Consider the following 12671-nt stretch of genomic DNA (forward strand, 5'->3'; position numbering starts at 1 on the left):
GATCAACGTGCTCTTCGCGATGCTCCGCGACGGCACCTTCTACGAACCCAGAACCCCACACCTCGCTTGACGAAACACATAGAGGCACCCCCCCGTGTGTGTGGGGGCGGCCCCGTGGCCGCCCTCACGCGATCTTCGCAAAGCGACGGGCCCGGGAGAAGAGTCTCGTTCTCCCGGGCCCGTTGCTGTAGCGAGCGTGTTACGGCTGTTACGCCGTCGGCTTCTCCTCCAGGCGCGGGAAGAGGACCGCGCCCTTGGTGACGGTCGTGCCGGCCGGGAGCCTGCCCCAGTCGCCGGCCTCCTGGATCCGCTGGTCCGCCAGGGCGCCCAGGGACGCCTCCGCGCCGAGGGAGTCCCACAGCTTCTGGGACGTCTCCGGCATGACCGGGTTCAGCAGCACCGCCACCGCCCGGAGGGACTCCGCCGCCGTGTAGAGGATCGTCGCCAGGCGGGCCCTGCCCTCGTCGGACGTGTCCTTGGCAACCTTCCAGGGCTCCTGCTCGGTGATGTAGCCGTTGACCTGCTTGACGAAGTCGAAGACCGCCAGGATGCCGCCCTGGAAGTCCAGCTCCTCGCCGATCCGCCGGTCGGCCTCGGTGACCGCCTTGGCCAGGCCCTCGTGGATCGCCCGCTCCGCCTCGCCGTCGGCCGCCGACGCCGGCAGCTCGCCGCCGAAGTACTTGCCGACCATCGCCGCGACGCGGGACGCGAGGTTGCCGTAGTCGTTGGCCAGCTCGCTCGTGTACCGGGCGGAGAAGTCCTCCCAGGAGAAGGAGCCGTCCTGGCCGAAGGCGATCGCGCGCAGGAAGTACCAGCGGTAGGCGTCCACGCCGAAGTGCGTGGTCAGGTCCTGCGGCTTGATGCCGGTCAGGTTCGACTTCGACATCTTCTCGCCGCCGACCATCAGCCAGCCGTTGGCCGCGATCTTGCCGGGGAGCGGGAGGCCCTGCGCCATCAGCATCGCCGGCCAGATCACCGCGTGGAAGCGGAGGATGTCCTTGCCGACCAGGTGGACGTCGGCCGGGAAGGTCTCCTCGAACTTCGCCTGGTTCTCGTTGTAACCGACCGCCGTGGCGTAGTTCAGCAGGGCGTCGACCCACACGTAGATCACGTGCTTGTCGTCCCAGGGGATCGGGATGCCCCAGTCGAAGGTCGAGCGGGAGATGGAAAGGTCCTGAAGGCCCTGGCGCACGAAGTTCACGACCTCGTTGCGCGCGGACTCGGGCTGGATGAAGCCGGGGTTCGCCTCGTAGTGGGCGAGGAGCTTCTCGCCGTACTCGCTCAGCTTGAAGAAGTAGTTCTCCTCGCTGAGGATCTCGACCGGCTTCTTGTGGATCGGGCAGAGCTTCTGGCCCGCGTACTCGCCCTCGCCGTCGAGGAGCTCGCCGGGGAGCTTGTACTCCTCGCAGCCGACGCAGTACGGGCCCTCGTAGCCGCCCTTGTAGATCTCGCCCTTGTCGTACAGGTCCTGGACGAACTCCTGGACGCGGTCGGTGTGCCGCTTCTGCGTGGTGCGGATGAAGTCGTCGTTGGCGATCTCCAGGTGCTCCCAGAGAGGCTTCCACGCTTCGGTGACGAGTTTGTCGGCCCACGCCTGGGGAGTGACCCCGTTGGTCTCGGCCGTGCGCATGATCTTCTGACCGTGCTCGTCCGTGCCGGTGAGGTACCACACCTTCTCGCCGCGCTGACGGTGCCAGCGGGTGAGCACGTCGCCTGCGACGGTCGTATAGGCGTGGCCCAGGTGAGGAGCGTCGTTGACGTAGTAGATGGGGGTCGAGACGTAGTACGCCTTCGCCCCCTGCTTCTCGGATCCAGTGGCCGCCATGGTTCGAAATCCTACTGGGCGGCTGAAGATCGACTCACACGCGTTTCGGGGGGCGGACGGGCTGCGGGGTGTGCCGTCCACCCCCCGGGGGGTGTCGCGTCAGTCCGTGGGGTTCACGGGCGCCAGTTCGCGAGGACGCCCTCGTAGAGCTCCTTGTCCGTGAGCTCCCGGGGGGTCTCGCCGGCGAGGAAGTGGGACGTGTTGGGGGTCTTGAGCTTGCGGAGGTAGTCGAAGGCCTTGTTCTCCGGGTCGCCGAAGGCGACGAAGGAGAAGAAGACGGCGGGGTGGGACTCGGCCGCGTCGGTGAGCGCCTGGGTGGCGGGGGTCTTGGCGTCGGGGGCGCCGTCGGTCTGGAAGACCACCAGGGCGGGGAGGCCGGGGGTTTCCGCGGTCGCCTTGTCGTGGTGGGCGAGGACCGCCTCCACCGCGGCGTGGTAGCTGGTGCGGCCCATGCGGCCGAGGGAGGCGTGCAGGGTGTCGATCTTGTTCTCGTGGTCGGCGAGGGTGATCTCGCCGGTGCCGTCGAGTTCCGTGGAGAAGAAGACGACCGGGACGGTGGCCTCGGGGTCGAGATGGGCGGCGAGGGCGAGGGTCTGCTCGGCGAGGGCCTGGGCGCTGCCGTCCTTGTAGTACGGGCGCATGGAGGCGGAGCGGTCGAGGACGAGGTAGACCTTGGCGCGGGTGCCGGTGAGGTCGTGGGTCTTGAGGGTGGTGGCCGCGGCGCGGTAGGCGGTGGCCAGGGCGGGGGCTCGGGTCTTGAGCTGGGCGAGGGTGAGGGCGGGCTTGGGGGCCTTGGGCTCGGCCTCCGCCTCGGCCTCGCCTTCGGCTTCGGCCGTGTCGTTCCCACCCGCACCACCCGTGCGGCTCTCGTCGTCGGGTGCGGGTGGCCCCTGAGGGGCCTCCTCGCCGTCGGCGGCCGCGGGCTCGGGCGTGGTGACCTCGGCCTCGGCCGCCGATTCCGGCTCCGGCTCCGATTCCGGCTCCGCGGGCTTCTCGTCCCGGGCCTCGGCCTCGGCCTCGGCCTTGGGTTCCGGCTTCGTGTCCGGCGCCTCCGCCTCCGGCGCCTCCGCCTCCGGCGCCTCCGCCTCCGGCTCGTCCGCCTTCGGCGCCTCCGCCTCCGGCTCGTCCGCCTTCGGCGCCTCCGCGGGCGTCGGCTCCTCGGTGCCCTGGGGCTGGAGCTCGGTGTCCGTGGCCTCAGCAGCCGCCGCTTCCGCCGCTTCCGCCGCTTCCGCCGCTTCAGCCGGGGCCGGCTCGTCGGCGGCGTCCGGCTTCGCGGCCACCGGCTCGTCGGCGGGCCCGGCTTCCTTGGCCTCCGGCTCCGCGGCAACCTCCGGTTCCACGGCCTGCTCGGCAACCTCCGGCTTCGCGGCCTGCTCGGCGCCCTCCGGCTCCGCGGCAACCTCCGGCTCCGCGGCCTGCTCGGCGTCCTCCGGCTCCGCAACCTCCGGCTTCGCGGGCTGCTCGGGGCCCTTGTCCTCCGCCGGTTCCGGCGTCGAAGCGACCGGTTCCGGTTCCTCCGTGCGCTCCGGCGTCTCAGCCGCCGGCTCCGGCGTCGTGGGCGGCTGCTCCGTCTCGTCCGAGCGGGTCGGGCGTGGCACCGTCACGTTGTCGAATGCCAGCGACACCAGGTCGTGTTCGTCGCGGGGCTCCGGCACGGTCGCCGTGGGGGTGGGGTCGGGTTCCGGGGAGGGGGACGGGACCCGGGCCGGGGCCGCGGCCTCCGGGGTGGTGGGCTCGGCCGGTGCCTGCGTCGTGGGCGCCGCACCCTCCGCCTCGGCGGTCCGTGACTTGCGGGACCGTCCGAACGCGTTCCGCAACCGAGTGAGAATGCCCATGTGCGCGCAACCCTTCGCGTGAGTTGAAGCCCGTCAATCCCTGGCCAGGACGGACACGTAAGGTTAGCGGCCCTCCTGGGTGATCTTGGGCAGGGTCTGCTACGCGGGATTCTCGCTGTCAAGGGGCACATCCGGCCTGCCCGTCGTCGCCGGACCGAAGACGTGCAACCCCCGTACGGCAGCCATGGGTTCACTCGTTGTTCATGAGGGCGCCCGGCTCCCGCACATATGTGCCCCTACGGTCGCGCTGACACCAAGGGCATCCAAGGAGAGAGCAAAGTGCGAAAGCTGCTGCCGTTGATCGGAACGCCGTCCGATTCGCACCCTGGCGGCCGGTCCGCCATGACCTGTCGTTTCCGGTGTGGTGACGCCTGCTTCCACGAGGTGCCCAACACCAGCTCCAACGAGTACGTCGGCGATGTGATCGCCGGCGCTCTCAGCCGCCGTTCGATGATGCGCGCCGCGGCCGTGGTGACCGTGGCCGCCGCGGGCGCGGGAGCCGTGGGTGTCGCGCAGGCCCCGCAGGCCGCCGCCGTCCCGGCCGCCGCCGCCCGTGAGGCCGCGCGCAGCAAGAGCAAGGGCGCCCGGGGCCTGCGCTTCGCGCCCGTCGCGCCCAACACCGCCGACGCTGTGACCGTGCCGGACGGCTACCGGCAGAACGTCGTCATCCGGTGGGGTGAGCCGATCCTGCGGGGCGCCCCCGCCTTCGACCCGGAGAAGCAGAGCGCCAAGGCGCAGGCCGGGCAGTTCGGGTACAACTGCGACTTCCTCGCGCTCCTTCCGCTGCCGGGCGAGCGGGGCCGGCAGCTGCTCGTCGCGAACCACGAGTACACCGACGAGGTGCTCATGTTCCGCGGGTACGACGCCGCCAACCCCACCCGCGAGCAGGTCGAGATCGCCTGGGCCGCGCACGGGCTGTCCGCCGTCGTCGTGGAGGAGGACCGCAGGAGCGGCAGGCTCACCGCCGTCTCCCGGCACCAGCTCAACCGGCGCGTCACCGCCACCACCGAGTTCCGGCTGACCGGGCCCGTCGCCGGCTCCGACCTGGTGAAGACCTCCGCCGACCCGAGCGGCACGAAGGTGCTCGGCACCCTCAACAACTGCTCCGGCGGTGTCACCCCCTGGGGCACGACCCTGCACGGCGAGGAGAACTTCAACCAGTACTTCGCCAACAGCAGCCGCGCGACGGACAAGCGGTACGGCATCGGGACCGGGGCCACCGAGCGCAAGTGGGAGCGGTTCGACAAGCGGTTCGACGTCGCCCAGGAGCCCAACGAGGTGCACCGCTTCGGGTACGTCGTGGAGTTCGACCCGTACGACCCGGCCTCCACGCCCCGCAAGCACACCGCTCTCGGGCGGTTCAAGCACGAGGCCGCCACCGTCCGGCTCACGCACGACGGCCGGCCCGTCGTGTACTCCGGTGACGACGAGCGGTTCGACTACTTCTACAAGTTCGTCAGCAGCAAGCGGATGAAGCACGGCACCTCGCGGTCCGTGCGCGAGCACAACCTCTCCCTGCTCGACGAGGGCACCCTGTACGTCGCCAAGCTCACCGGCGACTCCCCGGCCATCGAGATCGACGGCACCGGCAAGCTCCCGAACGACGGCGAGTTCGACGGCAGCGGCCAGTGGATCCCGCTGGCCACGGCCACCGCCAAGGGCGCCGTCTCGCACGTCGAGGGGATGAGCGCGGAGGAGGTGTTCGTCTTCACGCGGCTCGCCGGTGACAAGGTCGGCGCCACGAAGATGGACCGGCCCGAGGACATCGAGCCCAACCCGGTCACCGGCAAGGTGTACGTCGCCCTGACCAACAACTCCAACCGGGGCGTCGGCGCCAACCCCAAGGCGGACGAGGCCAACCCGCGCCATGCCAACAAGCACGGGCACGTCCTGGAGCTCACCGAGCGCTGGAACCGGCCGGAGAGCACGGCGTTCGCCTGGTCGCTGTTCCTCGTCGCCGGCGACCCGGAGGACCCGGCGACCTACTTCGCCGGTTTCCCGAAGGAGGGCGTCAGCCCCATCTCCTGCCCGGACAACGTCGCCTTCGACCCCTACGGCAACCTGTGGATCTCCACCGACGGTGCCCAGCTCGGCTCGCACGACGGACTGTTCGGTGTGGCGACCCGGGGCGAGCGGCGCGGTGAGCTCAAGCAGTTCCTGACCGTGCCGAAGGGTGCCGAGACCTGCGGTCCGATCATCCAGGAGCGGCGCGTCCTGGTCGCCGTGCAGCACCCGGGCGAGATCGACGGCGCGTCCGTGGAGAAGCCCGCCAGCACCTGGCCCGACGGGCCCGGGTCGTACGTCCGCCCGGCCGTCGTGTCCGTGTGGCGTGCCGACGGCTGCGACATCGGCGTCTGACCGCGCCCGGCCGGGCCGGCGCGACGAGAGTGTGGAGCGGGGGGCGTCCGGGGGCGCCCCCCTTCGCCGTCACCTACGCGTCACCTTCGCCGTCCCCTACGCCGTCACCTTCCCCGTCATCGGGGTGCGTGCAGCGTCAGGTCCGTGACCAGCGCCCGGTGGTCCGTGCCCGCCAGGTCCAGGATCCGGGTGCGGTCGGCAGCGAAGTCGCGCGAGAGCAGTACGTGGTCGATCTGCACGCCGAGAGTGGGGGCCGTGAGGGCCGGCCAGGTGGCCGTGCGGTCGGCGCCGTCCAAGCGGGAGGCGTCGCGCAGGCCCGTGTCCAGGATGCGGCGGAAGGCCGCGTGGTCCTGGGAGGCGTTGAAGTCCCCGGCCAGGATCAGGGGGGTGCCGCGGTCGGCCGCTGCCGTGTCGCGCAGTCCGGCCAGCTCCCGGCGCCAGAGGTCGACCTGGCCGGGCAGCGGGGGCATCGGGTGGGCCAGCTGGAGCCGGACGGCGTGCCCGTCCACGTCGGCGACCGCCCCGGGCATGCCCATCGTGCCGCGGACGCCGGCCGTGGGGGTCAGCGGGAAGCGGCTGAGGATGACGGAGCCCTCGGAGCCGCCGCCCTCGACGGCCCGCCGGTGCGGGAAGTCCCGCGCGAGGTCGGCCTTCAGTTGCGCGTCGCAGGCGTAGTCGCACTCCTGGACGAAGACGACGTCGGGTTTCTCGCGGCGGACGGCCGCGACGAGGGAGCCGGTGCCCTGGCCGAACTCGACGTTGGAGGTCAGCACGCGCAGGGCGGCGACGGGGCGGCCCGTGGGATCGTCGGTCGTGCCGTACGGCTCGATGTACCAGGCCAGCAGGCCGAGCAGGAGGACGCCCCAGGCCGTGCCGGTCCACCAGCGGGACAGCAGCGTGAGCAGCAGGGCCAGGGCGGTGGGGACGAGCAGCCAGGGGAGGAAGGCGAGGAACTGCGGCACGGGGGTGATGCCGTCGCTGTCGGCCATGCGGAAGCCGACGACCACGCTCACCCCGGCGCACAGCAGGCCGGCGCACCAGGCGGCGAGGCGCCGCCCGGGCGGGCGGCGCTCCGGCCCGTCGTCGGTGGCGGTCCACTCGGCTGCGGCGGTGTCCACGTCCCGGCCTTCCGTTCGCGAGGGGGCTGCCCGGATTCTCCCTCAAAGACGGGGTGGGGCGGCGGAAGGTTGCCGTGCGTCGACGCGGGCCAGGAACGCCTCCAGCGCCGCGTCGAACACCTCGGGGCGTTCCAGGTTCGGCAGGTGGGCGGCGCCCTCGACGATCTGCAGGGTGGCGTCGGGCAGGGCGGCGTGCAGGGCGCGGGCGCCGGAGACGGGCGTGTAGGTGTCGTCGGCTCCCACGACGACCAGGGCCGGGACGTGCACACGGGGCAGCAGGGGGCGGTGGTCGGGGCGCCGGGCGCGGGCGCGCAGGGCCGCGGCGGCGCCCTCGGGGGAGGTGGCCGTCATCATGCCGTGCACGTGGGCCTTGACCGCGGCGGACGCGTACGGGGCGACCATCCGCTCCAGGACCTCGTCGGCGTAGCCGCGCAGCCCCTCGGCGAGGAGGCGGTCCGCCATGGCGTCGCGGGCGCGGACGCCGTCCGGGGTCTCCGGGGCGGCGGAGGTGTCGGCGAGGACCAGCCCCCGGACGCGTTCGGGGAACAGGCGGTAGCAGTCCAGGACGACCTGGCCGCCCATGGACAGGCCCGCCAGGACGCAGGAGTCCACGCCCAGCTCGTCCAGCAGGGCCTCGATGTCCCGGGCGAAGCCGGAGAAGTCCGCAAGGGCCGGGGTCGTCGGGGAGGCGCCGTAGCCGCGCAGGTCGGGGGCGACGACGCGGCGGGTCGCCGCGAACGTCCGAAGCTGCGGGGCCCACATGGTGCGGTCGAAGGGGTGTCCGTGGACCAGGACCAGGGGAGTCGGGGGGACAAGGGGCTGCCGGGAGGATGCGGGGCCTTTGTCCTCGTATGCGAGGAAGGGTGCCATGCGTCGACCCTAGGCAGGCTCAACTACTCGGTGCAATAGGATCTTTGCTCTCGGTGCAATCCGAGAGGAGCGAGGGGGAGGCCGACCGATGGGTGACTACCGGCGCATCGCGGACCGGATAGCCGAGGACATCGCCGGCGGGCGGCTCAAGCCCGGCCAACGCCTGCCGCCGCAGCGGGTGTTCGCCCGCAGGCGGGGGATCGCCCCGTCGACGGCCGGGCGGGTGTACGGCGAACTCGTGCGGCGCGGGCTGGTCGTCGGGGAGGTCGGGCGCGGCACGTTCGTCCGGGCCGCCCCGGACGGGCCGGCGGGGCGGGCGCTCGTCGAGGCCGGCGAGACCGGCGGGAGCGGCGGGAGCGGCGGGATCGGCGGTCCGGTGAACCTGGAGCTCAACTACCCTTCCGCGCCCGGCCAGCCGGAGCTGCTCGCGCCCGTGCTCGCGCCGCTGCTGCGCCCCGACGTGCTGGCCGAGGCGCTGTTACCGGCGGCTGCCACCGGCACCGCGCAGGCCCGGGAGGCCGCCGCCGGTCTGCTCGCCACGCCGGGCTGGCGCCCCGGCCCCGAGCGGCTGCTGTTCACCGGCAACGCCCGCCAGGCCATCGCCGCCGTCCTCGCCTCCCTGGTCCGGCCGGGCGGCCGGGTCGGTGTGGAGCAGTTGACGTATCCGCTGGTCAAGGAGATCGCGGCGCGGCTCGGCATCACGCTGGTGCCGCTCGCCGGCGACGCCGCCGGGCTGCTGCCGGAGGCCGTCGCCGCCGCGCACCGCACGGCACCGCTGTCCGCCCTGTACGTGCAGCCGACGCTGCACAACCCGACCTCGCTGACGACGAGCGGGCCCCGGCTGGCGGAACTGGCCCGTGTACTGCGCGACCTGGACCTGCCGGTCGTGGAGGACCGCATCTGGTCGTTCCTGCACGAGCCCGGTGTCCCCCTCGCCGCCCATGCCCCGTCCCTCACCCATGTCGTCGACGGGCTCTCCAAACGGGTCGCCCCCGGGCTCACCGTCGGTTTCCTCGTCGTGCCGCCGCACCGGGTGGGCGCCGTGGCCCACGCCGTGCGGTCGGGCGGCTGGGGCGCGGGGCGGTTCGCGCTGGAGGCGGCCGTGCGGTGGGCCGCGGAGGGGACGGTGGCCCGGCTGGTGGCGGCCAAGCGGGCGGACGCGGAGCGGCGGCAGCGGATCCTCGCCGAGGAGCTCGCGGGGTTCGCCGTACGGTCCGACCCGCACGCCTACTTCGCCTGGTGGGAGCTGCCCGCGCCGTGGCGCGCGGACACCTTCACGGCCGCCGCCGCGGCACACGGCATCGCCGTCACGCCCGGCCCCGCCTTCGCGGTCGCCCCCGGGCACACGCCGGACGCGGTCAGGCTCGGGCTCGCGTCGGCTCCGGAGCCGGATCTGCGGCGGGCCCTGCGGACCCTCGCGCACGTCGCCGCGCGGCGAGCCGGGGACCGTAGCGGCCCGTGAGCCACCCGCCGAGCGCCACCGCGAGGCCGAGGGCGCACAGCAGCCAGGAGACCGTGCGCAGGGTGGCCGTCAGGGCGTCGTAGACGGCGCCCGCGGCCGGGCCCCGCAGGGTGTCGGGCAGGTCGGCGAGGGTGAGGCGGCGGCCGACCGCCACGGCGAGGATCAGCAGCGCCCCGCCCAGGGCCGTGCCGAGGCCGAGGGCGGTGACCGCGCGGCGGCGGCACGCGGCGACGGCGATCCCGGCGACGGCGAAGCAGGCCGCGGCGAGCGGCAGCCAGAAGGAGGCGGCGTCCAGCACCTGGTACCCCTTGCGCAGTCGGTCCACGTCGCCGGCCGGGAGCACCGGGACGCGGGCGTGCGTGACCGGGATGCGGTGGGCGAACGGCACGTGGTCCTCGGTGAGCCGGTGTTTCACCCGGTCGACGACGGGTGCGAGGTCGACGGTGACCGGGGCGGCCGGCGCGTCGGCGCGCAGGGCATGCAGCACGGCGGTGTGGACGGCCCGGTTCGAGGCGTCCCAGGCCGTGGCGAACGCCTCGGTGCGGGTGAACGAGCGGGCCGCGTCGTGCACGAAGGGCTCGGCCGCGCCGGGCAGTTCGGGTCCGGCCGCGCGCAGGACGCCGTCCCCGAGGGCGTCCGCGACCGCGCGCCGCACGTCCGGGTCGGCGGCGAGCGGCGCCGTCGTCCGCACCCAGCGGCCGGTGTCCGTCAGCCCGTGTACCGCCCAGGAGGCCAGCACGCCGAACGGCACGAGCAGGCACGCGAGGGTGAGCAGAACGGCCGGCAGGGCGTTCCGCGCGCGTGGGGGCGCCGTCGGGTGGACGGGCGCCCGGTCCGTCTCGGGCACCCTTCCAGGCAAGACGCGGCGAGCGCGGGACGCGAGCGGAAGGACTGCATTCGGACCACCGGCCCGGGTGGGACGGGGCCCTATCTGCGTGGTGCATAGGGCCGAGGGGACGCCCGGGCGCCCGCTTGCGGAGAGTGCCCGGGGCTGTGGCGGTGGGCACGCCCCGGGTGCCCGCGTGCGGACAGTGCCGGGCCGGGCGGTGGGCAGGCCTCGGGTGCCCGCGTGCGCAGAGTGCCCGGGGCTGTGGTGGTGGGCACGCCCCGGGTGCCCGCGTGCGGACAGTGCCGGGCCGGGCGGTGGGCAGGCCTCGGGTGCCCGCGTGCGCAGAGTGCCCGGGGCTGTGGTGGTGGGCACGCCCGCCCCGGGGCGCCCGCCTGCGGAGAGCGCCCGGGGCCGGGCGGTGGGCAGGCCTCGGGTGCCCGCGTGCGGAGAGTGCCCGGGGCCGGGCGGTGGGCACGCCGGTGGGGCCTCACCCGGACGGGTGCTTCCCGGCCTCCCGGCCGCCTCCCGGCTTCCCGGCTTCCCGGTGTCCCGGTCTCCCGGCTTCCCGGTCTACCGGCTCCCCGGTCTACCGGTCGGGGGACCGGGTCGGTCAGTTCAGGCGGTGGCCCTCTGCGTCCTCGTGGGTGTAGTAGCGGTAGAACATCGTCAGCAGGACGCCCACCCCGACCAGCAGTCCCAGCCCGGCGGACTTCAGCACCGACTCGCCGGACTGGCTGACGAGGAAGCCGACCGCGCAGCCCGTGAAGGCGAACCACGCCAGCGCGTGCAGCTCGCGGCGCAGCCGCGGGGCCAGCCGCCACACCGCGGCGAACACCACCGCGAAGACCAGCGCGGTGAGGAAGCCGAACAGCAGGTTCCAGCCCGTGATGGGCCCGCCGTGACGCCGGTTCGCCGCGGCCCAGAAGCCGTAGATCAGCCCGAGCACGACGGGCAGCGCCACCGCCGCCGCCGCGTGGGTCCGGGCGCTGAAGACATCGGGCCTGCGCCGCGGTGTGGTCATCCCGCGTGAGGCGGGTGCCGCATGAGCCATGAGAGCTCTCCTCTCTGTCCCTGCCCTGGTCTCCAGGGCACACCGCCGGGACGGCCCGGGCAAGTCGGCGGCACGCACCGACCGGATGCGGCCCGCCCGGCCCCGTGTTTCGCTGGGCCCGTGACGCGCCACCACGGGGGGCCCGGCCCGCTCGACCAGTACCCCGGGGCCGGCGGCCGGGACCCCGTGCGGCGGCAGGAACTGCTGCGGCTGCGCGGGCACCGCGTGGCCTGGCTGCCGCCGCTGGTGCTGCTCGTCGCCATCGCCGTGGCGGACTACCACACCACCGGCGAGTTCCGCATGATCTCCTGGATCGTGCTGGTGCCGGGCATCGCCGCCGCGATCTGCGGGGTGTGGGGCACGGCCCTGTTCGCCCTCGCGTCGCTGGCGACCTACGTCGTCGTGGACGGCGCCTGGCCGCACGAGTACCAGGCCGGACTCGCCGACTTCGTCCTCGTCGCCCTCGGCGGCATCCTCGCCACCCTGGCCTGCGTCGTCCGGGTGCGCGAGGAGCGGCGCGTGCTGCGCATGGGCGACGTCACCGAGACCATCCGCCGCACGGTGCTGCGCCCGCTGCCACCGGGCTGGGGCGGCCTCGACCACGCCGGCGTCTACCTCACCGCCGACGCCGAGGCCCGCGTCGGCGGCGACTTCTACGACATCCAGCCCGGCCCGCACGGCACCCGTGTCCTGGTCGGGGACGTGCAGGGCAAGGGCCTCGGGGCCGTGGAGGCGGCGGCCGCGCTGCTCGGCACGTTCCGTGAGGCCGCCTACCACGAGGCCGGCCTCACGACCGTCGCGGAGCGGCTGGAGACGCGGATGATCCGGCACCGCGGGCACACGGTCGCCCTGGGCCGCTCCGACGGCGACCGGTTCGCCACGGCCGTGCTGCTCGGCTTCCCCGACGACGACCCCGAGGCGGTGGACGTCCTGGTGTTCGGGCACGAGCCGCCGCTCGCGGTCGGGCCGGGCGGGGTGCGCGCCCTGCCCGCCGGGGCGGGGCTGCCGCTGGGCTTCGGGGACCTCGCGCCGGGGCCGCCGGGGGCGCGGCGCGTGCGGGTGGCCGCCGACGAGACGCTGCTGCTGGTGACGGACGGTGTGACGGAGGCGCGGGACGGCACCGGGGCGTTCTACGCGCTCGCCCGTGAGGTGGGGCGGGCCGTCGCCGAGGATCCGGGTGCGGCGGAACCGGCTCGGCTGGCCGCCCTGGTGCGGGATGGCACGCTGCGGCACTGCGGTGGCCGTCTCGCCGACGACACGACGATCTTCACGGTCCGTCGTCGCGTCGGCCCGGAGGGGGTGGCGGGGGCGCCGTGAGGGGGC

Annotated in this window: 9 protein-coding genes; 3 read left to right on the forward strand and 6 right to left on the reverse strand. The window is 74.0% G+C overall.

The features are described 5' to 3' along the window. Window positions 1-208: 208 nt before the first annotated feature. Together metG and CHR28_RS35660 are read right to left on the reverse strand one after the other, a co-directional pair. The gene (metG, locus tag CHR28_RS35655) at window positions 209-1825 is read right to left on the reverse strand and encodes a methionine--tRNA ligase (protein WP_094057877.1); all 1617 of its coding nucleotides are present in this window, start codon (window positions 1823-1825) and stop codon (window positions 209-211) included. 113 nt (window positions 1826-1938) lie between these two features. Continuing rightward, on the reverse strand, window positions 1939-3660 hold the full coding sequence (locus CHR28_RS35660) for a VWA domain-containing protein (protein ID WP_094057878.1): 1722 nt from the start codon (window positions 3658-3660) through the stop codon (window positions 1939-1941). A 279-nt stretch (window positions 3661-3939) separates the two neighbouring features. On the opposite strand from CHR28_RS35660, the gene CHR28_RS35665 reads away from it, so the two are divergent. Further along, the gene (locus tag CHR28_RS35665) at window positions 3940-6018 is read left to right on the forward strand and encodes a PhoX family protein (RefSeq protein WP_094057879.1); all 2079 of its coding nucleotides are present in this window, start codon (window positions 3940-3942) and stop codon (window positions 6016-6018) included. 116 nt (window positions 6019-6134) lie between these two features. Here the strand turns inward: CHR28_RS35665 and CHR28_RS35670 are convergent, their stop codons facing one another. Further along, window positions 6135-7136 carry an endonuclease/exonuclease/phosphatase family protein gene (locus CHR28_RS35670; RefSeq protein WP_094057880.1) on the reverse strand — a complete coding sequence of 334 codons (1002 nt, stop codon included), beginning with the start codon at window positions 7134-7136 and terminating at the stop codon, window positions 6135-6137. Between the two features lie 42 nt (window positions 7137-7178). Then, window positions 7179-8006: an alpha/beta fold hydrolase gene (locus tag CHR28_RS35675; protein ID WP_094057881.1), complete on the reverse strand. Its 828-nt coding sequence runs from the start codon at window positions 8004-8006 to the stop codon at window positions 7179-7181. 88 nt (window positions 8007-8094) lie between these two features. On the opposite strand from CHR28_RS35675, the gene CHR28_RS35680 reads away from it, so the two are divergent. Continuing rightward, window positions 8095-9468: an aminotransferase-like domain-containing protein gene (locus CHR28_RS35680; RefSeq protein ID WP_094057882.1), complete on the forward strand. Its 1374-nt coding sequence runs from the start codon at window positions 8095-8097 to the stop codon at window positions 9466-9468. Here the strand turns inward: CHR28_RS35680 and CHR28_RS35685 are convergent. After that, window positions 9365-10315 carry a hypothetical protein gene (locus tag CHR28_RS35685; RefSeq protein WP_256984591.1) on the reverse strand — a complete coding sequence of 317 codons (951 nt, stop codon included), beginning with the start codon at window positions 10313-10315 and terminating at the stop codon, window positions 9365-9367. The genes CHR28_RS35680 and CHR28_RS35685 overlap by 104 nt on opposite strands. Before the next feature lie 592 nt (window positions 10316-10907). Continuing rightward, a complete protein-coding gene (locus tag CHR28_RS35690; protein ID WP_094057883.1) occupies window positions 10908-11348 on the reverse strand; it encodes a hypothetical protein in 441 nt (146 codons plus the stop codon). A gap of 186 nt (window positions 11349-11534) precedes the next feature. On the opposite strand from CHR28_RS35690, the gene CHR28_RS35695 reads away from it, so the two are divergent. Continuing rightward, entirely contained in the window at window positions 11535-12665 is a 1131-nt protein-coding gene (locus CHR28_RS35695; RefSeq protein ID WP_256984596.1) for a PP2C family protein-serine/threonine phosphatase, read from the forward strand. Window positions 12666-12671: the final 6 nt, after the last annotated feature.

This window comes from Streptomyces sp. XY006, assembly GCF_002237655.1.
Taxonomy (GTDB): Bacteria; Actinomycetota; Actinomycetes; order Streptomycetales; family Streptomycetaceae; genus Streptomyces; species Streptomyces levis.

What these genes read in the sequence shown, in the direction of transcription:
- CHR28_RS35660 (WP_094057878.1), bottom strand. Translation starts at nt 3,660, where the DNA reads ATGGGCATTCTCACTCGGTTGCGGAACGCGTTCGGACGGTCCCGCAAG.
- CHR28_RS35675 (WP_094057881.1), bottom strand. Translation starts at nt 8,006, where the DNA reads ATGGCACCCTTCCTCGCATACGAGGACAAAGGCCCCGCATCCTCCCGG.
- CHR28_RS35690 (WP_094057883.1), bottom strand. Translation starts at nt 11,348, where the DNA reads ATGGCTCATGCGGCACCCGCCTCACGCGGGATGACCACACCGCGGCGC.
- metG (WP_094057877.1), bottom strand. Translation starts at nt 1,825, where the DNA reads ATGGCGGCCACTGGATCCGAGAAGCAGGGGGCGAAGGCGTACTACGTC.
- CHR28_RS35680 (WP_094057882.1), top strand. Translation starts at nt 8,095, where the DNA reads ATGGGTGACTACCGGCGCATCGCGGACCGGATAGCCGAGGACATCGCC.